The organism is Bacillus sp. JJ1562, assembly GCF_036962705.1.
Classification (GTDB): Bacteria; Bacillota; Bacilli; order Bacillales; family Bacillaceae_L; genus Ferdinandcohnia.
The window spans coordinates 186,574-207,881 of record NZ_JBALOQ010000003.1 but is presented as its reverse complement, the minus strand read 5'-3'; the positions used below and the strand labels follow the sequence as shown (position 1 = coordinate 207,881).

At 36.8% G+C, this 21,308-nt stretch carries 22 protein-coding genes; 14 read left to right on the top strand and 8 right to left on the bottom strand.

Annotated features, from left to right (window positions below):
* The first annotated feature begins 4 nt into the window (after nucleotides 1–4).
* Together V7097_RS01945 and V7097_RS01940 are read left to right on the top strand one after the other, a co-directional pair.
* Nucleotides 5–1,822: an ABC transporter ATP-binding protein gene (locus tag V7097_RS01945; RefSeq protein ID WP_335701897.1), complete on the top strand. Its 1,818-nt coding sequence runs from the start codon at nucleotides 5–7 to the stop codon at nucleotides 1,820–1,822.
* Nucleotides 1,823–1,953: 131 nt separating this feature from the next.
* Entirely contained in the window at nucleotides 1,954–2,619 is a 666-nt protein-coding gene (locus V7097_RS01940) for a potassium channel family protein (protein WP_335701896.1), read from the top strand.
* 137 nt (nucleotides 2,620–2,756) lie between these two features.
* Here V7097_RS01940 and rnjA read toward each other — a convergent pair whose 3' ends face one another.
* From rnjA to def, 3 genes are all read right to left on the bottom strand, one after another.
* Nucleotides 2,757–4,424, bottom strand: a complete 1,668-nt coding sequence (gene rnjA / locus V7097_RS01935; protein WP_335701895.1) for a ribonuclease J1 — start codon at nucleotides 4,422–4,424, stop codon at nucleotides 2,757–2,759.
* Nucleotides 4,425–4,430: 6 nt separating this feature from the next.
* The gene (locus tag V7097_RS01930; RefSeq protein ID WP_335701894.1) at nucleotides 4,431–4,640 is read right to left on the bottom strand and encodes a DNA-dependent RNA polymerase subunit epsilon; all 210 of its coding nucleotides are present in this window, start codon (nucleotides 4,638–4,640) and stop codon (nucleotides 4,431–4,433) included.
* A gap of 528 nt (nucleotides 4,641–5,168) precedes the next feature.
* Entirely contained in the window at nucleotides 5,169–5,720 is a 552-nt protein-coding gene (gene def / locus V7097_RS01925) for a peptide deformylase (RefSeq protein WP_335701893.1), read from the bottom strand.
* Nucleotides 5,721–5,921: 201 nt separating this feature from the next.
* Here def and V7097_RS01920 point away from each other — a divergent pair, with 201 nt between their 5' ends.
* From V7097_RS01920 to lpdA, 5 genes are all read left to right on the top strand, one after another.
* Nucleotides 5,922–6,593, top strand: coding sequence for a YkyA family protein (locus tag V7097_RS01920; protein ID WP_335701892.1), 672 nt, complete (start codon nucleotides 5,922–5,924; stop codon nucleotides 6,591–6,593).
* Between the two features lie 529 nt (nucleotides 6,594–7,122).
* Entirely contained in the window at nucleotides 7,123–8,232 is a 1,110-nt protein-coding gene (gene pdhA / locus V7097_RS01915; RefSeq protein ID WP_335701891.1) for a pyruvate dehydrogenase (acetyl-transferring) E1 component subunit alpha, read from the top strand.
* A gap of 3 nt (nucleotides 8,233–8,235) precedes the next feature.
* Nucleotides 8,236–9,213 (top strand): alpha-ketoacid dehydrogenase subunit beta, encoded by a 978-nt coding sequence (locus V7097_RS01910; protein ID WP_335701890.1) that lies wholly within the window; start codon nucleotides 8,236–8,238, stop codon nucleotides 9,211–9,213.
* Between the two features lie 193 nt (nucleotides 9,214–9,406).
* Nucleotides 9,407–10,702, top strand: a complete 1,296-nt coding sequence (locus V7097_RS01905; protein WP_335701889.1) for a dihydrolipoamide acetyltransferase family protein — start codon at nucleotides 9,407–9,409, stop codon at nucleotides 10,700–10,702.
* A 6-nt stretch (nucleotides 10,703–10,708) separates the two neighbouring features.
* Complete coding sequence (lpdA, locus tag V7097_RS01900) at nucleotides 10,709–12,118, top strand: dihydrolipoyl dehydrogenase (RefSeq protein ID WP_335701888.1); 1,410 nt, start codon at nucleotides 10,709–10,711, stop codon at nucleotides 12,116–12,118.
* Between the two features lie 38 nt (nucleotides 12,119–12,156).
* On the opposite strand, the gene V7097_RS01895 is transcribed toward lpdA, so the two are convergent.
* Nucleotides 12,157–12,537 carry a thioredoxin domain-containing protein gene (locus V7097_RS01895; protein WP_335701887.1) on the bottom strand — a complete coding sequence of 127 codons (381 nt, stop codon included), beginning with the start codon at nucleotides 12,535–12,537 and terminating at the stop codon, nucleotides 12,157–12,159.
* A 261-nt stretch (nucleotides 12,538–12,798) separates the two neighbouring features.
* Between V7097_RS01895 and V7097_RS01890 the strand changes: the two genes are divergently transcribed.
* Nucleotides 12,799–13,038, top strand: coding sequence for a hypothetical protein (locus tag V7097_RS01890; RefSeq protein ID WP_335701886.1), 240 nt, complete (start codon nucleotides 12,799–12,801; stop codon nucleotides 13,036–13,038).
* A 40-nt stretch (nucleotides 13,039–13,078) separates the two neighbouring features.
* Here the strand turns inward: V7097_RS01890 and V7097_RS01885 are convergent, their stop codons facing one another.
* On the bottom strand, nucleotides 13,079–13,507 hold the full coding sequence (locus V7097_RS01885) for a DUF1885 family protein (protein WP_335701885.1): 429 nt from the start codon (nucleotides 13,505–13,507) through the stop codon (nucleotides 13,079–13,081).
* 284 nt (nucleotides 13,508–13,791) lie between these two features.
* Here V7097_RS01885 and V7097_RS01880 point away from each other — a divergent pair, with 284 nt between their 5' ends.
* Nucleotides 13,792–13,908, top strand: a complete 117-nt coding sequence (locus V7097_RS01880; protein ID WP_077617675.1) for a GapA-binding peptide SR1P — start codon at nucleotides 13,792–13,794, stop codon at nucleotides 13,906–13,908.
* A 52-nt stretch (nucleotides 13,909–13,960) separates the two neighbouring features.
* Here the strand turns inward: V7097_RS01880 and V7097_RS01875 are convergent, their stop codons facing one another.
* Nucleotides 13,961–15,433, bottom strand: coding sequence for an aminotransferase class I/II-fold pyridoxal phosphate-dependent enzyme (locus tag V7097_RS01875; RefSeq protein ID WP_335701884.1), 1,473 nt, complete (start codon nucleotides 15,431–15,433; stop codon nucleotides 13,961–13,963).
* 373 nt (nucleotides 15,434–15,806) lie between these two features.
* On the opposite strand from V7097_RS01875, the gene V7097_RS01870 reads away from it, so the two are divergent.
* On the top strand, nucleotides 15,807–16,082 hold the full coding sequence (locus tag V7097_RS01870; RefSeq protein WP_335701883.1) for a YlbG family protein: 276 nt from the start codon (nucleotides 15,807–15,809) through the stop codon (nucleotides 16,080–16,082).
* Between the two features lie 40 nt (nucleotides 16,083–16,122).
* Here the strand turns inward: V7097_RS01870 and V7097_RS01865 are convergent, their stop codons facing one another.
* Entirely contained in the window at nucleotides 16,123–16,512 is a 390-nt protein-coding gene (locus tag V7097_RS01865) for a DUF7147 family protein (protein ID WP_335701882.1), read from the bottom strand.
* Nucleotides 16,513–16,919: 407 nt separating this feature from the next.
* Between V7097_RS01865 and rsmD the strand changes: the two genes are divergently transcribed.
* Both rsmD and coaD read left to right on the top strand, forming a co-directional pair.
* The gene (rsmD, locus tag V7097_RS01860; protein ID WP_335701881.1) at nucleotides 16,920–17,477 is read left to right on the top strand and encodes a 16S rRNA (guanine(966)-N(2))-methyltransferase RsmD; all 558 of its coding nucleotides are present in this window, start codon (nucleotides 16,920–16,922) and stop codon (nucleotides 17,475–17,477) included.
* A gap of 14 nt (nucleotides 17,478–17,491) precedes the next feature.
* A complete protein-coding gene (gene coaD / locus V7097_RS01855) occupies nucleotides 17,492–17,983 on the top strand; it encodes a pantetheine-phosphate adenylyltransferase (RefSeq protein ID WP_335701880.1) in 492 nt (163 codons plus the stop codon).
* Here the strand turns inward: coaD and ylbJ are convergent.
* Nucleotides 17,980–19,206: a sporulation integral membrane protein YlbJ gene (gene ylbJ / locus V7097_RS01850; protein ID WP_335701879.1), complete on the bottom strand. Its 1,227-nt coding sequence runs from the start codon at nucleotides 19,204–19,206 to the stop codon at nucleotides 17,980–17,982. The genes coaD and ylbJ overlap by 4 nt on opposite strands.
* Before the next feature lie 260 nt (nucleotides 19,207–19,466).
* Between ylbJ and V7097_RS01845 the strand changes: the two genes are divergently transcribed.
* Entirely contained in the window at nucleotides 19,467–20,273 is an 807-nt protein-coding gene (locus tag V7097_RS01845) for a patatin-like phospholipase family protein (protein ID WP_335702046.1), read from the top strand.
* Nucleotides 20,254–21,282: a SepM family pheromone-processing serine protease gene (locus V7097_RS01840; RefSeq protein ID WP_335701878.1), complete on the top strand. Its 1,029-nt coding sequence runs from the start codon at nucleotides 20,254–20,256 to the stop codon at nucleotides 21,280–21,282. Before V7097_RS01845 ends, V7097_RS01840 begins: the two co-directional genes overlap by 20 nt.
* Nucleotides 21,283–21,308: the final 26 nt, after the last annotated feature.

The window sequence follows — 21,308 nt, the reverse complement described above, 5'->3', positions numbered from 1 at the left end:
TTAAATGTCCCAGGAAGAAAAACAAGATATCAAACATCGTTTTCATTATTCAAGTGATCAAGTAATTGAAAAACCGTTTAACTGGAAGCAAATGCTCAGATTGCTAACGTACATGAAGCCATATACTAAGAATCTATTACCACTGGCGATTATTATGGTATTACTTACAACTGCGGTAAGGTTAATCGCACCTATTTTGATCGGTAAGTATACGATTGACCATGCAATTGCGAATAAAGATACGAATTTATTGATTATTTTAGTGTTAACGATTGCTGGGTTATATGGAATCAATTATGTGGCAAATATTTTTAGAATCAAATGGACGAATATGCTAGGCCAAAATATTATATACGATTTACGAAAGCATCTTTTTACACATGTTCAGGGGCTTTCACACCGCTTCTTTGATAAGCGATCAGCGGGTTCCATATTAGTTCGAATCCTTAATGATGTAAACTCTCTTCAGGAATTATTCACAAATGGGGTTATTAATCTATTAATGGACTTTGTTCTTTTATTTGGGGTTATTTTTATTCTCTTTGGATTAAGTCCAAAGCTAACATTGGCAATTCTAATAATCCTGCCACTGATGGTTTTAATCACGACGAAATTAAGAAGAAATATCAGAAGATCATGGCAAACAGTACGAATCAAACAATCCATGCTTAACTCACATTTGAATGAAAGTATTCAGGGGATACGAGTGACGCAGGGCTTTACCCAGGAAAAAGAAAATATCGAGTTCTTTGATGGTATTAACAATGAAAACTTTGAAAGCTGGAGAGTTGCAACCCAGAAAAATGCCATGTTCCGTCCGTTTGTTGAACTGACAAATGCGGTTGGAACTGCGATTCTAATTTGGTTTGGGGCGATGTTAATTCAGGACAATGGATTAACTGTTGGGGTATTTGTTTCCTTTGCCTTTTACCTAGGGATGTTCTGGGAGCCAATTTCACGCCTAGGTCAGGTTTATAATCAACTATTAGTAGGTATGGCATCTTCTGAGCGGATTTTTGAATTTATCGATGAAAAGCCAATTGTTGGTGAAAAAGAAAACGCGATTCACTTAACCGATATGAAAGGGAAGGTTGAATTTAATAAGGTTGAATTTTCATATGACGATAGCCGTAAAGCATTAAAAGGTATTTCCTTAACCATGGAAGCGGGTCAAACAGTTGCGCTTGTCGGTCATACCGGCTCAGGTAAAACAACGATAGCAAACCTAATAAGTCGTTTTTACGATGCAACGAGTGGGGAAGTTCGCATAGATGGAATTGATATTAAGGAATTATCGCTACAAAGTGTGCGTTCCCAGATTAGTGTAGTACTTCAGGATACCTTCATTTTCTCAGGTACTATCAAAGACAATATTCGTTTTGGCCGACCTGATGCATCTGATGAAGACGTAGTGGCAGCTGCTAAAGCAGTTGGTGCTCATCAGTTTATTGAGAAGCTTATTAACGGATATGATACAGAGGTTGAGGAGAGAGGAAATATCCTCTCAGTGGGTGAACGACAATTGTTATCCTTTGCCCGAGCACTTCTGGCAGACCCGAAAATTTTAATACTAGATGAAGCAACTGCAAGTATTGATACTGAAACAGAAGTGAAAATTCAACAGGCATTAAAACAGTTATTAAAAGGTCGGACAGCAATCATCATCGCCCATAGACTTTCAACAATTCGTGAAGCTGAGAAAATTTTCGTATTAGATCATGGTGAAATAATTGAGCAAGGTAATCATGATGAACTAATGAAACAGCAAGGAGTGTATTTTGGTTTAGTAAAGGCACAATTTAAAATGCTTGAAGCAATATAAGGTAAAGAATGAAAGGACGATTAAATTTGTCCTTTCATTTTTTATGTCTATGTAAGGCTTTTTAGGTGTTCCACATTGGTAATTAGTTGTGTTACAATCAATGGTATCATCAAATTGATGGGGGAATAATAGTGAAAAAAAAGGAATTTGCGGTCATTGGCCTTGGTCGTTTCGGAGGTAGTATATGCCGGGCATTGAGTGAGGAAGGCATGAGAGTCATGGCCATGGACATAGATGAAGATAGAGTGAATGAATATCACGCAATAGCCTCTCATGCGGTTGTGGGTGATTCTACGGATGAATCCGTTCTCAAAAGTATTGGGATTCGTAATTTCGACCTTGTCATTGTAGCCATCGGGGATAACCTGAAGGCAAGTATATTAACAACGATTATTGTGAAGGAATTAGGGGTTAAACAAATTTGGGTAAAAGCTCAAAACGATTACCATGAGAAAATCCTAAGTAAAATTGGAGCAGATCGCATTGTTCACCCAGAACGTGATATGGGAAAACGAATTGCCCATAATATCATTTCGAATAATGTATTAGATTATTTGGAGCTATCAGATGAGCATAGTATTATTGAAATTGTGGCAGGGCGGAAAATTGATGGGAAATCTTTAATTGAATTAGATGTCCGTGCCAAATATGGGGTAAATATTGTAGCAATGAAAAGAGGAAAGAATATTATTGTATCTCCACAAGCAACCGAGCAAATCCATAAGGGAGATATTCTAATCATTATCGGAGCTGATACAGACATCAGCCGTTTCGAAAAAAACCTAATCGAAGAATAAACGTCTCATTTGAGGCGTTTTTTTAATTGTTTCCTAAGTCTAGTTCGAGGCGGGCGCCGTGCTTTGTCACATCAAAAACCCACTGAGGAAGCCTCAGTGGGAGATCAACATTGAATATAAGGTTAAATGAGACCGAATTATACCTCCATAATAATTGGTAAAATCATCGGACGGCGTTTTGTCTTCTCATATAGGAAAGGAGCAAGCGTATCTGTGATTTCATTTTTAATCTCAGACCATTGCGTAGTACGACGCTCCATTACTTTATTTAAATGCTTCGAAATCAGACTTTGCGCATCATTGATTAAATCTCCAGACTCACGCATATACACGAATCCACGGGAAATCAAATCAGGTCCTGCAGCAATTTTAAAGTCCTTCATATTAATACTTACCACAACAATGACAAGTCCTTCTTCTGAAAGAATGCGGCGGTCGCGTAATACGATATTTCCAATATCACCAATACCACTACCATCGATGTACACATTACCTGACGGAATCTTACCAGCTACAGAGGCTTCATTCTCACTTAACGCAAGAACCTCGCCATTATCCATAATAAAGCAATTTTCCTCATATACACCACAATCTACAGCAGATTTAGAATGCATGACTTGCATCCGATATTCCCCGTGAATTGGCATAAAGTATTTTGGTTGCATAAGGCGAAGCATTAATTTTTGCTCCTCTTGACCACCATGACCAGATGTATGAATATTACTTAATGGTCCGTGGATTACATCGGCACCTGCACGATAAAGCATATTAATAATTCGACTAACACTCAGTGTATTCCCTGGAATAGGAGACGATGAAAATACGACTGTATCCCCAGGGATGATTTGAACTTGTCGATGTGTACCATTCGCGATTCTTGAAAGGGCTGCCATTGATTCACCTTGGCTTCCTGTACATAGAATAACCACTTTATTAGCAGGAAGGCGGTTGATTTGATTGGCATCCACAAAAGTGTCTTTCGGACATTGAATATAACCGAGATCATATCCAATTGTGATCGCGGATTCCATACTTCTTCCGAAAACTGCAATTTTTCGATCGTTTTGAACAGCGGCTTCAACCACTTGTTGTAGACGATGAATATTGGATGCGAAAGTAGCGAAAATGATTCGACCATCTACCGTACGGAAAATATCCTGTATACTTTCGCCTACGCGTCTTTCGGACATTGTGAAATGAGGTATTTCAGCATTTGTACTATCGGAAAGTAAACATAATACCCCATCTTTGCCGATTTCCGCCATTTTTTGTAGGTTAGCAGGCTCCCCAACAGGTGTGAAATCAAACTTGAAATCTCCTGTATGTACGATTTGCCCTGGAGGAGTCTTAACGACAATTCCATATGAATCAGGGATACTATGTGTTGTTCTGAAAAAAGTAACCGATGTCTTACGGAACTTAATGATGTCTTCTTCTTTTATTTCGATTAGCTTTGCCTGACGGAGTAGCCCATGCTCTTCTAACTTGTTTCGAATTAAACCTAGGGCAAGCTTTCCTCCGTAAATCGGTACATTAATTTCGCGAAGTAAATAGGGAATTCCACCAATATGGTCCTCATGGCCATGGGTGATAAATAACCCCTTAATTTTTTCTTCGTTCTTAACAAGATAGCTGTAATCAGGAATAACATAGTCGATTCCCAACAGCTCGTCCTCTGGAAACTTAATTCCAGCATCGATCAGGATGATTTCATCCTGAAACTGTACGCCATAAGTGTTTTTACCGATTTCCCCAAGTCCACCTAAGGCGAAAACAGCTGTTTGATCGTTCTTAACAAATTTCATAATTCATCAAATCTCCAATACTTTATAATCTTCATTTAGTTTTTCATATTCAAGATAGGCACCTTCCACCTTTTGAATATATTCAATATTAATTTTCCGTTCCTTTAATTTTTGGCGCACCTCAACTTGAGATTCTGCTTCAAGATAAATCGTTTTTGTATTTTCTCTTACAGGAACTTCATAAGCTTCTTCTTGATAGTAAACTTTAAAAATCATTGCCAAATCTCTCCTTAATTTCCGAAAGTTAGAGTAACTTTTTCTATTATATAAAAATATAACATGATTTTCATGTTTTTTCTTTCTTTTCCTAAATAATTCTTATCGAATGTATTCTTAATAGGTAAAAAGAGAGGGTGAAGTAGAGGCAAAGACTATGACTTTTCGGATAATACCGTTTGGAAATGGAGTCCAATGCACCGTACGCCTAAAAATGAATTATAGCATTAATATAAATGTTAGTACATAACGAGCCCTCCGAAAAAACGAAGGGCTCTATATTGCTGTCTATTGGACTATGCAATCGTCTTCCTTTTTAATAAATCCTGCCACTGCTTTAATAATTTTTTCCGTAACTTTTTTAGCATGACTATCATCTCCTTATTCCTTAGACTTTAAACATTTAATAAACGATGCGTTTGTTATAAGTTTGTCTTTAGTATGCGAATAAAAGGCCATGATTATCATGGCAAATTAATGGAAGCTATTAAAAAAGCACCGACATGCTTGCACATCGATACTCACAAGTTAGCGTTCAATTGGAATTGCATTTTCTGGTTCAGCAAACGGATCTTCACTATTAATATGGTCATAAAACATAACCCCATTTAAATGGTCGATCTCGTGCTGAAAACAAATAGCTGGAAGACCTTTAAGCTCTACAATGACTTCCTCTCCATCTAAATTGATTCCTTTTACCTTGATTTTTGCATAACGAGGTACATAGCCTAGAACTGCTCGGTCAACAGATAAGCATCCTTCACCGGCTGTTAAATAACTCTTCTTAACTGAATGACTAATGATCCTTGGATTGAAAAGAGCATAGCTATAGAGCACATCATCTTCACTAAGGTGCACAGCAATCATTCGTTTTGACACATTAATCTGTGGCGCAGCAAGCCCAATTCCAGGTCTTAGTCCATATTTTTCAGCAATTTCTGGGTCCTGGCTGTTTTTTACATATTCAATAAGCTCTTCCAAAGTTTTTCGGTCTTCAGCTGATGCAGGTAAAGCAACTTCTTTTGCAACCTGCTGTAATGTAGGGTGACCTTCACGGATTATATCATCCATTGTAATCATAATTATCACTTCCTGATCTTGATGCTTTTTGTAGTTTAAGTTTAACAAAGGTCACATCAATTTGAAATACAAAAGTAGAGTTTCAGCGTTGTTCTAAAGCATGGACAAACGCATAAATTAAAAATAAAATAAACCATAAATTTATGTTATGAAAACAACTTATTATATAGTATATTGTAAGTAGCTAAGGGGGAGCAGATCGTGAAAAATAAAATGTTTAAACTATCATTTGTTTTAACTTGTTTGGTTTTTCTCTTAATTGGATGTACGGGTGGACCGTCACCTGAAGAACAAATTTATGAGACATTAGAAAAAGTGGTTTCAGTTGAAAAGGACTTTGAAGAACAACAAGATCCATTAGTGGAGCTAGAGAAGAAAGAAAAAGAGCTTTACGATAAAATTTTAACTTTAGGAATGAAAGAATTTGATCAAATCGTTTCGTTGTCTAATGATGCTCTAACTATTGTTGCTGATCGCGAAAAAAGAATTAACAATGAACACGAAAGTATCAAAGCCTCGAAAAAGGAATTTCAAAAAATTGATTCCTATATTTCCGAGATTAAAGAAGAAAGTGTTAAGGAAGAGGCAAATGCTTTAATATCGTTGATGAATCAGCGCTATGACAGCTATGAAGAGTTATATAATTCATATAATGAATCTATCCTATATGATCGAGAGTTATATGAGATGTTTAAAAACAAGGATTTAAAAAGAGATGAACTTGATGCACAAATCAAAAAAATAAATGAGACATATACGAAAGTTACTTCAGCAAATGATACTTTTAATAAATTGACAGACCAATACAACAATGCAAAGGTTTCATTTTATAAAAATGCTGGACTAGAAGTTGTTTTTAAAGAGGAACAATAATACACGTGATGAAAGGGCTGCCAATGCTGGTAGTCCTTTTCTAACGGCTTTTTTAAGGTTTCTACTGAAAAAAGTTTATGCGAATTTATTTTTTATAATACAGATGACAAATGTGTACTGGTACAGTTTTTTAAAATGGGTAAAAGTGTAAAGTTTAAAAAAATTGTGGACAAGAAATAAAACAGTAAACAAACAATTTGACGACTTACTTTCATTGTTGTAAACTTGGAAATGGATAGAGAGCAGTTGTATTAATTGCTTTACCAAAATAATTAATACAGCTTCATTTAGGAATCAGAATATCCTTTTCGAGCATTAATTAAAGTCATTACATCTAAAGACCATATCCATATGGATAAAAAATGTCTTTGAAAAGATATATTTTTGGGTAACCTAATGCTGTATGTTTTGTATCATTCTTAACTTTATAAATGGCTATTTTGCCACAATGAAGTTAAAGCACCTTTCGTGAAAAGCACTAAGGCGCATTGATTAAAGAAAATAGGGTAAGAAAGGAAGCGAGAAGAAGATGGCTGTAAAAGCAAATGTCTTTGATTTACAAGGGCAACTGAATAAGGTTGCGGAAAACTTTCCTATGTTTCAGATCTTAAATGAAGAAGGAGAAGTAGTAAATAAAGCTGCTGTTCCTGATTTAAGTGATGATCAATTAAAAGAATTAATGAGAAGAATGGTCTATACACGAATCCTTGACCAACGTTCTATTTCATTAAACCGTCAAGGGCGTTTAGGTTTCTATGCACCTACTGCTGGTCAAGAAGCATCGCAACTTGCATCTCAATTTGCTTTAGAAAAAGAAGATTTTATTTTACCAGGTTACCGTGATGTACCTCAAATCGTGTGGCATGGATTACCATTATATCAAGCATTCTTATTTTCACGTGGACACTTCCATGGAAACCAAATGCCTGAAGGAGTAAATGTAATTTCTCCACAAATTATCATTGGAGCACAATACATACAGTGTGCTGGTGTTGCATTAGGTATGAAGAAACGTGGCAAAAAATCAGTTGCTATTACTTATACTGGTGACGGTGGTACTTCACAAGGTGATTTCTATGAAGGAATTAACTTTGCAGGAGCATTTAAAGCACCGGCAATTTTTATTGTTCAAAACAACCGTTTTGCCATTTCTACACCAGTTGAAAAACAATCAGCAGCTCATACTTTAGCTCAAAAAGCTGTAGCAGCTGGTATTCCTGGAATTCAAGTTGATGGAATGGATCCACTTGCTGTTTATGTTGCTACTAAAGAAGCTCGTGATCGCGCAGTTAATGGTGATGGTCCAACACTTATTGAGACTATGACTTATCGTTATGGTCCACATACAATGGCTGGGGATGACCCAACTAGATACCGTACGTCTGAGCTTGACAATGAATGGGAAAAGAAAGATCCACTCGTTCGTTTCCGTAAGTACCTTGAAGGTAAAGGTATTTGGAATGAAGAATTAGAAAACCAAGTGATTGAAGAAGCGAAAGAAGATATCAAGAACGCAATCAAAAAAGCAGATGAACAACCAAAACAAAAGGTTACTGACCTTATTTCACATATGTTCGAAGAGCTTCCTCAAAATTTAGAGGAGCAAATGGAAATCTATAAAGCGAAGGAGTCGAAGTAAGCCATGGCGCAAATGACAATGATTCAAGCAATCACTGATGCGTTACGCACAGAATTAAAAAATGACCCAAATGTCTTAGTTTTTGGAGAAGACGTTGGTGTTAACGGCGGTGTGTTCCGTGCTACTGAAGGTCTGCAGGCTGAATTCGGTGAAGATCGTGTATTTGATACGCCACTTGCTGAATCAGGTATTGGTGGGCTTGCAGTTGGTCTGAGCTTAGAAGGCTACCGTCCAGTTCCAGAAATTCAGTTCTTTGGATTTGTCTATGAGGTTATTGATTCCATAAGCGGTCAATTAGCACGTATGCGATATCGTTCAGGAGGACGCTATACTGCTCCTGTGACAATTCGCTCACCATTTGGTGGTGGTGTACATACACCAGAACTTCATGCTGATAGCTTAGAGGGGCTAATGGCACAACAACCAGGATTAAAGGTTGTTATTCCATCAACTCCATATGATGCAAAAGGACTTTTAATTTCTGCAATCCGTGACAATGACCCGGTTATCTTCCTTGAGCACATGAAGCTTTATCGTTCTTTCCGTCAGGAAGTACCTGAGGGTGAATACACAATTGAGCTAGGAAAAGCAGAAGTGAAGCGTGAAGGTACAGATCTTACTATGATTTCTTATGGTGCGATGGTACATGAATGCTTAAAAGCTGCTACAGAATTAGAAAAAGAAGGCGTATCTGCAGAGGTTATTGACCTTCGTACTGTAAGCCCGATAGATATTCCAACAATCATTGCTTCTGTTGAAAAAACTGGAAGAGCAATCGTTGTTCAAGAGGCACAAAAACAAGCTGGTATTGCAGCGAACGTAGTTGCTGAAATCAATGACCGCGCAATCTTAAGTTTAGAAGCTCCTGTATTACGTGTAACTGCACCTGATACAGTATATCCATTCTCACAAGCAGAATCAGTTTGGTTACCAAACTTTAAGGATGTAATCGAAACAGCTAAGAAAGTATTGAACTTCTAATTATATAACTTATATACACATTGAAAGGGAACTAAAATCCCTTGTGAAGACGAAAAAGCCTTTGGTGTACGAGATAAGAGTTACATCATCATATGTAGAGTCGTACGCCAAGGCATATTTAATTTTATTCAGATGAAGTCCCTCTCCTTATAAGTGGGGGATTATGAAACTAATTATTTAGGAGGCGAAAACCGTGGCATTTGAATTTAAGCTGCCAGATATCGGTGAAGGTATCCATGAAGGTGAAATCGTAAAATGGTTTGTAAAACCAGGCGATGAAGTTAATGAGGACGATGTGCTTTGTGAGGTTCAAAATGATAAAGCAGTAGTAGAAATCCCTTCTCCTGTTAAAGGTAAAGTACTAGATGTACTTGTAGAGGAAGGAACTGTTGCAATTGTAGGTGATACACTAATTAAATTTGATGCTCCTGGATATGAGGACATTCAATTTAAAGGTGATGAGTCTGACGAAGCTCCTAAACAAGAAGCCGTGGCAGAACAACCAACTGCGGCTGCACCAGAAGCAACTGCACCAGCAGCAGATGTTGATGAAAATCGTCGCATCATTGCAATGCCTTCAGTTCGTAAATATGCACGTGAAAAAGGCATTGATATCAAAAAGGTTGCAGGCAGTGGTGATAATGGTAGAATAATGAAGTCGGATATTGATGCATTCCTTTCTGGTGGTGCAACTGCTGTTCCAGAGGCTCAAGCAACTGAAGCTCCACAAGCAGCTACCCAAGAGGCAGCAAAAGCTCCTGCGAAACAACCAATTCCTGCTGGTCAGTATCCAGAGACTCGTGAAAAGATGAGTGGAATCCGTAAAGCAATTGCTAAAGCAATGGTGAACTCAAAACATACAGCGCCACATGTTACATTAATGGACGAAGTTGATGTTACAGAATTGGTTGCACACCGTAAGAAATTTAAAGCAGTTGCAGCTGAAAAAGGTGTTAAATTAACATACCTTCCATATGTGGTTAAGGCGTTAACATCGGCATTACGTGAATTCCCTGCATTAAATACATCACTTGATGATGCAACTGATGAGATTATTCATAAGCATTACTACAATATCGGTATCGCAGCTGATACAGATAGAGGTCTTCTCGTACCAGTTGTTAAGGATGCAGATCGTAAATCAATTTTCACAATTTCAAATGAAATTAATGAACTAGCAGGTAAGGCTCGTGACGGTAAGCTTGCTCCTGATGAAATGAAAGGTGCATCATGTACAATAAGCAATATTGGGTCAGCAGGCGGACAATGGTTCACTCCTGTTATTAACCATCCTGAGGTTGCAATCTTAGGAATTGGTCGTATTGCTGAAAAACCGGTTGTGAAAAACGGTGAAATTGTTGTAGCTCCAGTACTTGCTGTATCATTAAGCTTTGATCACCGTATGATTGATGGTGCTACCGCTCAAAACGCACTCAACCAAATTAAACGCTTGTTAAATGACCCACAATTATTATTAATGGAGGCGTAATAAAAAATGGTAGTAGGAGATTTCCCAATCGAAACAGACACAATAGTAATTGGTTCCGGCCCTGGTGGTTATGTTGCGGCTATCCGTGCAGCGCAACTAGGACAAAAGGTTACCATCGTAGAGAAAGCTACTGTTGGCGGTGTTTGTCTTAACGTTGGATGTATTCCATCAAAGGCATTAATCTCCGCAGGACACCGTTATGACACAGCTAAAAATTCTGAATCAATGGGAATCAAAGTTGAAAATGTTACTCTTGATTTTTCTAAGGTTCAAGCATTTAAAGATGGTGTTGTAAAGAAATTAACTGGTGGAGTATCTGGACTTTTAAAAGGTAATAAAGTTGACTATGTTCAAGGGGAAGCATACTTTGTTGATGCAAACTCTTTACGTGTAATGAGCGAAAACTCAGCACAAACTTACAATTTCAAAAATGCAATTATTGCTACTGGATCTCGTCCAATTGAGATACCATCCTTTAAATATTCAAAACGTGTACTTGATTCAACAGGTGCATTAGGACTTCAAGAAGTACCAGAAAAAATCGTTGTTATCGGCGGCGGTGTTATCGGTCTTGAGCTTGGTGGTGCTTATGCTAACTTTGGAACACAAGTAACAATCCTTGAAGGAGCAGATGACATTCTTCTTGGTTTTGAAAAGCAAATGACTGCACTTGTGAAGAAGAACCTAAAGAAAAAAGGTGCAGAAATCATCACTAAGGCATTAGCTAAAGGTGTTGAAGAAACTGAAAATGGTGTAACAGTGAAGTATGAAGTGAAAGGTGAAGAACAATCAATCGATGCAGATTATGTATTCGTAATGGTTGGACGTCGCCCTAATACTGATGAGCTTGGTTTAGACCTTGCAGGTGTTAAAATGAGTGATAGAGGCGTTATTGAAATTGATAAGCAATGCCGTACGAGTGTAAGCAATATTTATGCAATCGGCGATATTGTTCCTGGTCCTCAATTAGCACACAAAGCATCGTATGAAGGTAAAATTGCAGCAGAAGCTATTGCTGGAGAGCCTTCCGAAATTGACTACTTAGGAATTCCTGCTGTAGTGTTCACTGAGCCTGAGCTTGCTACTGTTGGTTATACTGAGCAACAAGCTAAAGACGAAGGAATTGAAATCGTAGCTTCTAAGTTCCCATATGCAGCAAACGGTCGTGCGCTTGCTCTTGAAGCTACTGATGGTTTTGTGAAGCTCATTACTCGTAAAGAAGATGGACTTCTAATTGGTGCTCAAGTAGCTGGTGAAAGTGCATCAGATATTATTTCTGAATTAGGTCTTGCTGTTGAAGCTGGAATGACAGCAGAAGATATTGCAATGACCATTCACGCTCACCCAACACTTGGTGAAATTACAATGGAAGCAGCAGAAGTTGCTCTTGGAACTCCAATTCATATTGTAAAATAATAGATACAAAAAAATCGCTCCTTTGGGGCGATTTTTTGTTAATATTTTTTTGAACTTGAAGATGATAATACATTTTCCAGAGGAGTGATGATTTCGTCTTTGTCCATATTTCCTTCTATTTTCTCAAGGACTTTATCTTGCTGAACGATTAATAAAGATGGATATTCCTCTATTTGATATTTCGTATAAAGTCTATTATCTTCAGAAGAAACGACCTTCATATTTGCAATTTCATCTGGAAATTTATTTTTTAGCTCTAATAAAGCGTCGTAGTAGCTGCTTTCATTACGAAGATTATCCTCATCTGAAAAAAAGATAATTTGTTTTTCATCGGATTCCGGTATTAGTGGCTGTGCATTGTACAAAGAACACGAGGAAAGAATTAAAAAAGAAAGTATGATTAGCATATATGCTTTCATTTTATAATCACTCTTCCATATTATAGTCAAATGTATAGGTCTTTACATCTAATTTAAATAATACAAAACACCTATTTTTTCATTTCAATTCATTTTATCATGTATTCTAAAAATTCTTTCCAATGTCATCGATTTGTTACAAAAATGAAAAATACTACCATCTTTCTGTGCATATTAATTAATATAGTAAAAAAAATTTATAGAAGACAAGCATATGACCTGGAGGTAAATTATGACCTGGAGGTAAAGGGGAGTTTCTTCATGAAGGTATATGTAATTGGTTTGATTCAAGTTTTAATATGGAGTGCTTTTTCAATGGTAACATGGCTATCAGGCTCCGACAGCCTACTTTCAAAAGTAATATTATTGATTATCTTTTGTTATGTCGCATTCTTAATCGCTAACAAAATCGGTTTGACACGAAAAGGATCTTTTCTTATCACTTTTATCTCGTTTATTTGTTTTTTTTCGTTTGAAAGAGTGTTTTGGGCCATGACATAAATAGACCACATCTTGAGGATATGGTCTATTTTTATTTTGCTTATTTTCTTTTATAAAAATACATAATTCGTCCATTAAATAGGTGTAATTCGCCTTCTAGTTTTTTTGCTAAAAACTTGCAAAATTCATTTGCTTTTCCCTTATCTCCTGCAGTTGAACTTTGAGGAAGAGTAACTTGGATATAGCTTTGCTCTAAATTCTCCCCAATTTTATCTTTCTTTTCCTCTTGGCCCACTCCAACGACGATTGCATTGTATTTTTGCTGATCTGACTTTAAGTAAAACCAGCTATTTTCTTGATTAGTTTCTTTTATTTGGTAAGGAAATGCAGCGGTATCGTAATGCCAATCAAGCTGCCTTCCAGTTTTACCAGTAATTTCTTTGTAATAGCTAAAGAGGTCTTTTACATCATCAAGTGAAATATGTTGTACATTAGATGCAGTGACAAGCTTTATGTATGCGTTTTCCAAACTTTTCACTCCTACTCCAAATTGTATTCATTATATAACTTACATTCTATGTGAATTCACTTTTATTCTAGCATTTAATTGGTAATACATACAACTTTAGAATGTTAGAGGGTGTGGAAATACAAGAATTTTAAATTTATGATAAAAATAATCAAAAAAATAATAAAATGTTATACAATTAACCATTGACGAATCAAATGTGACATACTATTATATAAATAACATAACATAAAACGTTTTCAAATTAAGTTCGTGAATCTATTTTTCGAAAGGGGCTTTGAATAATGGGTACAATCATCTGTCAAACTTGCAGCGAGACAATTGAGCACTTTGAATATGAGAAGGTTACAACACTTTATTCAACATGCGACCACTGCGATTGCCATCACGAAGAAAAATAACTTTATTAACCTTAAAAAAGCATGCAGAAATTGCATGCTTTTTTTTGGCTTCTTACCGAATCGCTCTGTGTTCTTTAATGACACGAAGAAATTTTAACTCATAATCCTCAGGTCCTTGGACTGGGAGCCCTGCTTCAATATTCGTTTGAATATAGGCTAAGTTCTCTTCTGTAATGATTTCTCCGGGGATAAAGATCGGTATTCCAGGTGGGTATACCATCACGAATTCTGCAATTACACGTCCTGCAGATTCTTCATAAGGAACCACTTCTGATTCAGAATAAAATGCATCCCTTGGTGATAATGCAAGAACTGGAATATCCGGAAGTAATACTTCTGGTACAGTTTTTGTTTCTGAAAGATGGAATACTTCATCAGAAAGATTTGCAAGTGCATCAATCAATAAATCAGCCTCTTTTTTAGAATCCCCAGGTGTCACAATACATAGGATGTTATAGAGATCGGACATCTCTACTTCAATATTGTATTTTTCACGGAGCCAAACTTCCGCATCAGATCCTGTAATGCCGAGGTCTTTTACAGAAATAATTAACTTAGTTGGGTCAAAATCAAATGTAGCCTTCGAGCCTAAAATTTCTCGACCGACACAATATAGTTTGTCTATTTCATTGACTTTATCTCGAATATAATTGGCTAAGAAAATCGTTTTTTCAATTAGGTCATAGCCTTCTGTCACTAAACGTTTCCTAGCAACGTCTAAGGAAGCCAATAACAAATAAGAGGTAGACGTTGTTGTGAGCATACTTAAAATCGATTGTACCCTGTTAGCTGATACTAAACCTTCTTTTACATTTAAAATAGAGCTTTGTGTCATTGATCCTCCAAGCTTATGGACGCTTGTAGCGGCCATGTCTGCACCAGCCTGCATGGCTGATAAAGGAAGTCCGTCATGGAAATGAATATGAACACCGTGTGCTTCGTCAACAAGAACCGGAACATCATAGGAATGAGCAATATCCACAATTTTTTTTAAGTCTGCAGCTATTCCGAAATAAGTTGGGTTTATCACAAGTAAGCCTTTTGCATCAGGATGCTGATCAAGTGCCTTTTCAACAGAGTCAGTTGTGATTCCATGAGAAATTCCTAAATGATTATCGATTTCAGGATGAATGAAAATGGGAACTGCTCCGGAAAATACAATGGCTGACATCACAGATTTATGCACGTTTCTAGGTACAATGATTTTGTCTCCAGGGCCACACACAGCCATTACCATTGTCATAATAGCTCCACTTGTGCCCTGAACTGAAAAAAACGTATGATCAGCGCCAAAGGCTTCAGCGGCAAGGTCTTGAGCTTGCTTAATTATACCTTTAGGCTGATGTAGATCATCTAAAGGACCAATATTGATTAAATCGATAGATAAGGCATTATCACCGATAAAGTTTCGAAATTCTGGATCAATCCCAGCTCCTTTTTTATGTCCAGGAATATGGAATTGGGTCGGATTCTTTTTTGCGTGTTCAACAAGACCAGTAAATAATGGTGTTTCATTTTGGGACAATTGTAAACCACACCTCTTTATTTAATTGATTTATCCATTCGTTTCAAGATGTCTTTTTTTCTGCATAAAACAAATGAATTATAGCACTTCTTTTACCGTTTGCATATAAAAATATTTCTCCTTCTTAAATTGTCTCATTGAGTGATTATTAAACATTTAACTTTATTCAGTAGAAGTCCTACTTCTAACAGTGGTGGATGAATGCAAAAAGAGTATACAATGCATTCTGGGTTCAAATTCAGACTGAATAAAGTTAAGCCTCCGGCGGATGCCACGATTTTTCAAAGGAAATTTTTCGAGCTTGCTCGAAAAAAATCGGGCGCAAATACGCCAAGGCGCATTTGATTTCTATTTGAAATAAGGAGAAAACACTATGATTGGACAACGCCAAGGAATTATTGTTTGGCTACATTCGCTAAAGCATTCAAAAATGCTGCGTAAATTTGGAAATATTCATTTTGTGTCTAAACGTCTAAAATACGTAGTACTTTATAACGATATGGAAAATACAGATTCAATCGTAGAAAAATTAAATTCTCTTGCTTTTGTCAAAAAGGTAGAGCCATCATATAAACCTTTTTTAAAGATTGAATTTGAAAACAAAAAACCAGATCGTGCCAAGGAATATGATTATAAGATTGGTTTATAAAAAAGCTTATCAAAAGCATTTTGCTTTTGATAAGCTTTTTTTATTGCATCGGAGGTATATAGCGGTTCATTCGTAAAATCCCGATTAAATGCTGGTAATAAAGTTCTTTTTCATGAAACATCGTAGAAGGCTTTACATCCAGTGTGGTGATTTGTAATTCAAGTTCATTTGCTACCTCATCAAAAAGAGTGTAGCGTTGATTTGGTTTTACATCAGGATTAGGTATTCCTTCTCTACAAATATAGATGGCTTGAAAACCACCAGGCTTTGTCGGCTGAAATGCTACAGCCAAGGAGGTAACCTGTTTATCCTGGATTGTTGTGTGAAACGCAAATAGCTTTGAAACTCTGTGTCTATTTCCTCTTGTAAGCTCAAGAAGTTCATAAATATCTGAATATCCCTCGCCTAGCTCAATAAAACGTTGTATCATCCTTAAATCCCCTCAAATTCATATTTTCCATGTCTACTTTATCATGAAAAGATTTGAATTAACAAACGAAAACAAAAAAACCCTGCAAGTCTACCTGCAGGGTCCTTCTATTCCATGTTTTTCGTTACCGTTCACATGGAAGAAGGCAAAGGGAGAGGAGAAACCGGAGGAAGAACTTATGGGGAAACGTAAGTCTTCTCCGCGGTTGGCAACAACATCCTCGAATGATGTTGTTATTACTAATTATGACCAATTGAAAATTGTGTATACATCATGTTTTGTATTTTTATTATCTTAGAAAATTTTTTTCCAAACTGAAGTCCTAGAATTTTTCGTAATTCATTAACAAAAGATAGTGTTTATGGTAGGATAATGATATTCAATTTTTATAGACAGTGGTGATAGCAGTGAGAGTCGTATCCGGGTCGAAGAAAGGTCTTCACTTGAAAGCGGTGCCAGGGGTGTCTACTAGACCAACAACTGACAAAGTGAAGGAAGCCATCTTTAATATTATCGGTCCATATTTTGATGGCGGGAGTGGACTTGATTTATTTGGTGGAAGTGGGGGACTTGGGATCGAGGCGTTAAGCCGTGGAATTGATAAGGTCATCTTTGTTGACCGTGATCAAAAAGCAATTCAAACGATTAAAGGAAATTTAGAAACATGTAGACTTGTCGAACATGCTGAAGTTTTTCGTAACGAAGCCTTCCGAGCTTTAAAGGCTATCGTAAAACGGGATATTCAATTCGATTTAATCCTTTTAGATCCGCCATATAAACAACAAAAATTAACAGAGTTAATTGAAGAAATAAGTAAACATCAATTGTTAACGAACAACGGATATATTGTTGCGGAACATGGATCGGAAGTTTTGTTAGAAAAATCCATCGGTAACCTTTGTTTAGTTCGTCATGAAATGTATGGAATCATAGGGGTATCAATATTTAAACATGAAGAGGGATAGAAAGGGGAAACGAAATGACAAGAATTGCCGTCTGCCCAGGAAGCTTTGATCCAGTAACAAATGGGCACCTAGATATTATCAAAAGAGGAGCAAAAGTATTTGATAAAATTTATGTGTGTGTTTTAAACAATTCTTCGAAACAGCCTTTGTTCACAGTAGAAGAACGTATTACACTTTTACAGGAAAGCACTCAGGATTTAGATAATATTGAAGTTGAATCATTTCAAGGTCTATTGATGGATTATGCAAGCCAAAAAAATGCGAATACGATTTTACGTGGTCTTCGTGCTGTTTCAGATTTCGAGTACGAAATGCAAATTACTTCAATGAATCGTATTTTAAATGAAGAAATCGAAACCTTTTTTATGATGACAAATAATCAATATTCCTTTTTAAGCTCAAGCATTGTGAAGGAAGCTGCCAAATATCATGGAGAGATTTCTGAGCTTGTACCAAAGCCAGTTGAATTAGCACTTAAGGACAAATTCAAAAGCCCCGCAAATTAAATGCGAGGGCTTTTCATTTTACCAGAGTATACGACAATATAACATAATAACGAAAAAATCGTAACGAGTGGTCCATATGTTAATAAACCGTTCCATAAGGTTTCGACCCAAACAGAGGTCTGTTCAGGAATAATTGGAGAGAAGACACCGAATGTTTCCTCAGACCCAGCATTTTTTACATAAAGTGGATTCCATAAGAGAAATGTAATGATCCCTGCTAAAAACCCATGCATAATTCGCGCGATAAAAAAGGGCTTAAACCTTACATCGGTTTCTGCTAAAATGCTTGCAACCTGCGCTTGTACTGAAAGTCCACAAAACCCTAGAATAAAACTTACGGTAATCACCTTAGGAAGAAGTTCAATATGTTCTAATTCACTTGTCATCATAGAACCAGTCGTAATTTCAAATATTCCAGAAATAAGTGGGATACTGAGTTCTGCTGGAAGCTGAAATAGTTTTAATAATATGGAAAATCCTGCCCCAACTAATGCGATCACATTAATTAATGAAAGAAGCTTATTGAAAACAGAAAATAAAATGATAAATCCGCCAATCATTAACAATGTATGAATCGAGGTAGTAACCGCATCCCCTAATAATTGTCCAAACGGTCTTTGTTCCCTTAGTCTTGTGCGGTGAAGTTCCTGTAAGGCTTTTACAACGATACTTTTCTTATCTTCATCTTTAGGAGTTTGCTCATCGTCTTTTTTTCCATGGAATCTCATGATTAATCCTACACAAAAGTTTCCGACATAATGGCTGACTGCAAGTAAGATCCCTAACCCGGGATTTTCAAAAAAGCCGACAGAAATGGCGGCGAATATAAAAAGGGGGTTTGAAGCATTTGCGAAGGAAACAAGCCTTTCCGCTTCAATCCTCGTAATCTGTTTCTCCTGTCTAAGCCGTGCAGCCAATTTTGCCCCTGCTGGAAACCCCGAAGCCATACCCATAGCCCAAGCAAAGCCACCCACACCTGGTACTCGAAACAGAGGTCTCATTAATGGTTCAAATAAGACACCGATAAATTTAACAATACCAAAACCAATTAATAACTCCGATATGATTAAGAAAGGGAGTAAGGAAGGAAATACAATCTTCCACCACATTTCCAAGCCAACCCTTGAAGCATCCAGTGATTCCTTTGGAAAATAAATAAGTGCAATCGTTAGTAATGAAATTCCTGCTGCAATTGTTACTGTTTTAAATCTAGAACGTATCAATGGTACTCCTCCTACAGAAATCTTCTTTTCTATACAGTGTGATTATTTAAGTGATAGAATAAGAGAGTCCATAATTTTCATAATCTTCCTTCATTTATTTTGAACCAAATTATGGTTTGTACATCTATTTAAATATACGTAGATGGGTGGCAAGTTTAGACCAAAAGAATGTACAAGTTTTCAATTCTTTTTTCATATAATGTATATAAAAATACAGGTAAAATAAATCTCAGAAGAAATATAGTTAGGGGATGATTCTTATCAACGAACCTATAATTGGATTGGCACTTGGATCTGGTGGAGCAAGAGGGTTTGCACATTTGGGTGTTATTAAAGTACTTTTAGAAAATAAAATACCGATCAATCTTATTGCAGGAACAAGCATGGGTTCATTAGTCGCAAGCTTTTATGGGGCGGGTCTAGATATCGATCGAATGTATAAGCTTGCACTTGCTTTTAAGCGGAAATATTATTTGGATTTTACCGTTCCGAAAATGGGCTTTATTGCAGGAAAAAGAGTGAAGGAATTAATCCGTGTCTTTACCCATGGTAAAAATATCGATCAGCTTGATATACCCATTGGTATTGTAGCAACAGATTTATTAACAGGTGAGAAAGTGGTGTTTCGAAATGGGCCTGTCGCAGATGCAGTCAGAGCAAGCATTGCCATCCCCGGAATTTTTGTTCCTGAAAAAATAGATGGTCGAATTCTTGTGGACGGTGGTGTTATTGATCGGGTCCCCATTTCAGTTGCAAAAGAAATGGGAGCTGATATAGTTATTGCGGTAGATGTCTCACATGTTAAAATAAATGAAGAGGTTACTTCAATATTTGATGTGATTTTACAGAGTATTGATATTATGCAAAAAGAACTTGTGAAGTATGGTGAGTTTTCATCTGATATAATGATCCGACCACATGTAGGACAGTATAGTGCACGTGCTTTCACAAATATTGAGGACATTATCCGAATTGGGGAAGAAGAAACAAGAAAACAACTTCCGGCAATTCAAGAGGCAATCGCAAAGTGGAAGGAGTCTTTATTGAATGAAGAAAAAGAGAAGTAAGGCCTATTTAAAAGCTCTAGCAGTTGGGGTTGTGCTTGCAATTCTAGGCACCTTTATCCAGCTTCCTTATTACGTGACAAAGCCTGGAATGGCGACAGAGCTTGCTCCAATTATTAAAGTCGAGAACGGCTATGAAGAAGAAGGAGAATTCATGTTAACGACTATTCGCATGGGGCAAGCAAATATCTTTAGCTATTTCTTGGCAAAGATCCAAAAGTATCATGAAATTTTACCGATTAAACATGTAAGACGTGACAATGAAAGTGATGAAGAATATACCAATCGGCAACTGTTTTATATGGAGGATTCACAGGAATCCGCCATTAGCGTTGCTTATCAGCATGCGAACAAATCTGTAACCGTCAAAAACCATGGAATTTACATAATGGGTATCGTTGAAGGAATGCCTGCAGAAAAAGAGCTAAAAGCAGGTGATCGGATTTTTGAAGTTGATGGAAAACAAATTCAAGAACATACAGAATTTATGAAGTATGTTGCTGATAAAAAAGAAAATGAGGTCATCAATATCTCAGTCGAACGAAATGGTGAAGAAAAAACAGTTTCTGTTCCACTTGCTCCTTTTCCAAAAAATCCAGACAAAATTGGAATTGGAATTGAATTAATAACTGATATTGAAGTGGTGACCGATCCGAAAATTGAAATTGATACAAAAAAAATCGGAGGACCTTCTGCAGGACTAATGTTTACACTTGAAATCTATAATCAGTTAACAGAAAAAGACATAACACATGGATTGCGGATTGCTGGTACTGGAACGATTAATATCGATGGACAGGTTGGACCAATCGGTGGAATCGGTCAGAAAATTGTCGCTGCCGATAACTCAGATGTTGATATTTTCTTTGCCCCAAATCAAAATGGCGCAACAGATTCTGATTATCAACAAGCATTAGCAACAGCGAAGGATATCAAGAGTGATATGACAATCGTACCTGTCGATACATTTGAAGATGCTCTCCATTATTTAGAGAATCTTGAAATGAAATAATAATGAAAAAACAGTCGCTACCAAAT

Coding starts and splice junctions, on each gene's coding strand:
- V7097_RS01945 (WP_335701897.1), top strand. CDS start 5: ATGTCCCAGGAAGAAAAACAAGATATCAAACATCGTTTTCATTATTCA.
- V7097_RS01840 (WP_335701878.1), top strand. CDS start 20,254: ATGAAGAAAAAGAGAAGTAAGGCCTATTTAAAAGCTCTAGCAGTTGGG.
- lpdA (WP_335701888.1), top strand. CDS start 10,709: ATGGTAGTAGGAGATTTCCCAATCGAAACAGACACAATAGTAATTGGT.
- def (WP_335701893.1), bottom strand. CDS start 5,720: ATGATTACAATGGATGATATAATCCGTGAAGGTCACCCTACATTACAG.
- V7097_RS01865 (WP_335701882.1), bottom strand. CDS start 16,512: ATGATACAACGTTTTATTGAGCTAGGCGAGGGATATTCAGATATTTAT.
- V7097_RS01930 (WP_335701894.1), bottom strand. CDS start 4,640: ATGATTTTTAAAGTTTACTATCAAGAAGAAGCTTATGAAGTTCCTGTA.
- pdhA (WP_335701891.1), top strand. CDS start 7,123: ATGGCTGTAAAAGCAAATGTCTTTGATTTACAAGGGCAACTGAATAAG.
- coaD (WP_335701880.1), top strand. CDS start 17,492: ATGACAAGAATTGCCGTCTGCCCAGGAAGCTTTGATCCAGTAACAAAT.
- V7097_RS01870 (WP_335701883.1), top strand. CDS start 15,807: ATGATTGGACAACGCCAAGGAATTATTGTTTGGCTACATTCGCTAAAG.
- V7097_RS01910 (WP_335701890.1), top strand. CDS start 8,236: ATGGCGCAAATGACAATGATTCAAGCAATCACTGATGCGTTACGCACA.
- V7097_RS01880 (WP_077617675.1), top strand. CDS start 13,792: ATGGGTACAATCATCTGTCAAACTTGCAGCGAGACAATTGAGCACTTT.
- rnjA (WP_335701895.1), bottom strand. CDS start 4,424: ATGAAATTTGTTAAGAACGATCAAACAGCTGTTTTCGCCTTAGGTGGA.
- V7097_RS01890 (WP_335701886.1), top strand. CDS start 12,799: ATGAAGGTATATGTAATTGGTTTGATTCAAGTTTTAATATGGAGTGCT.
- V7097_RS01895 (WP_335701887.1), bottom strand. CDS start 12,537: ATGAAAGCATATATGCTAATCATACTTTCTTTTTTAATTCTTTCCTCG.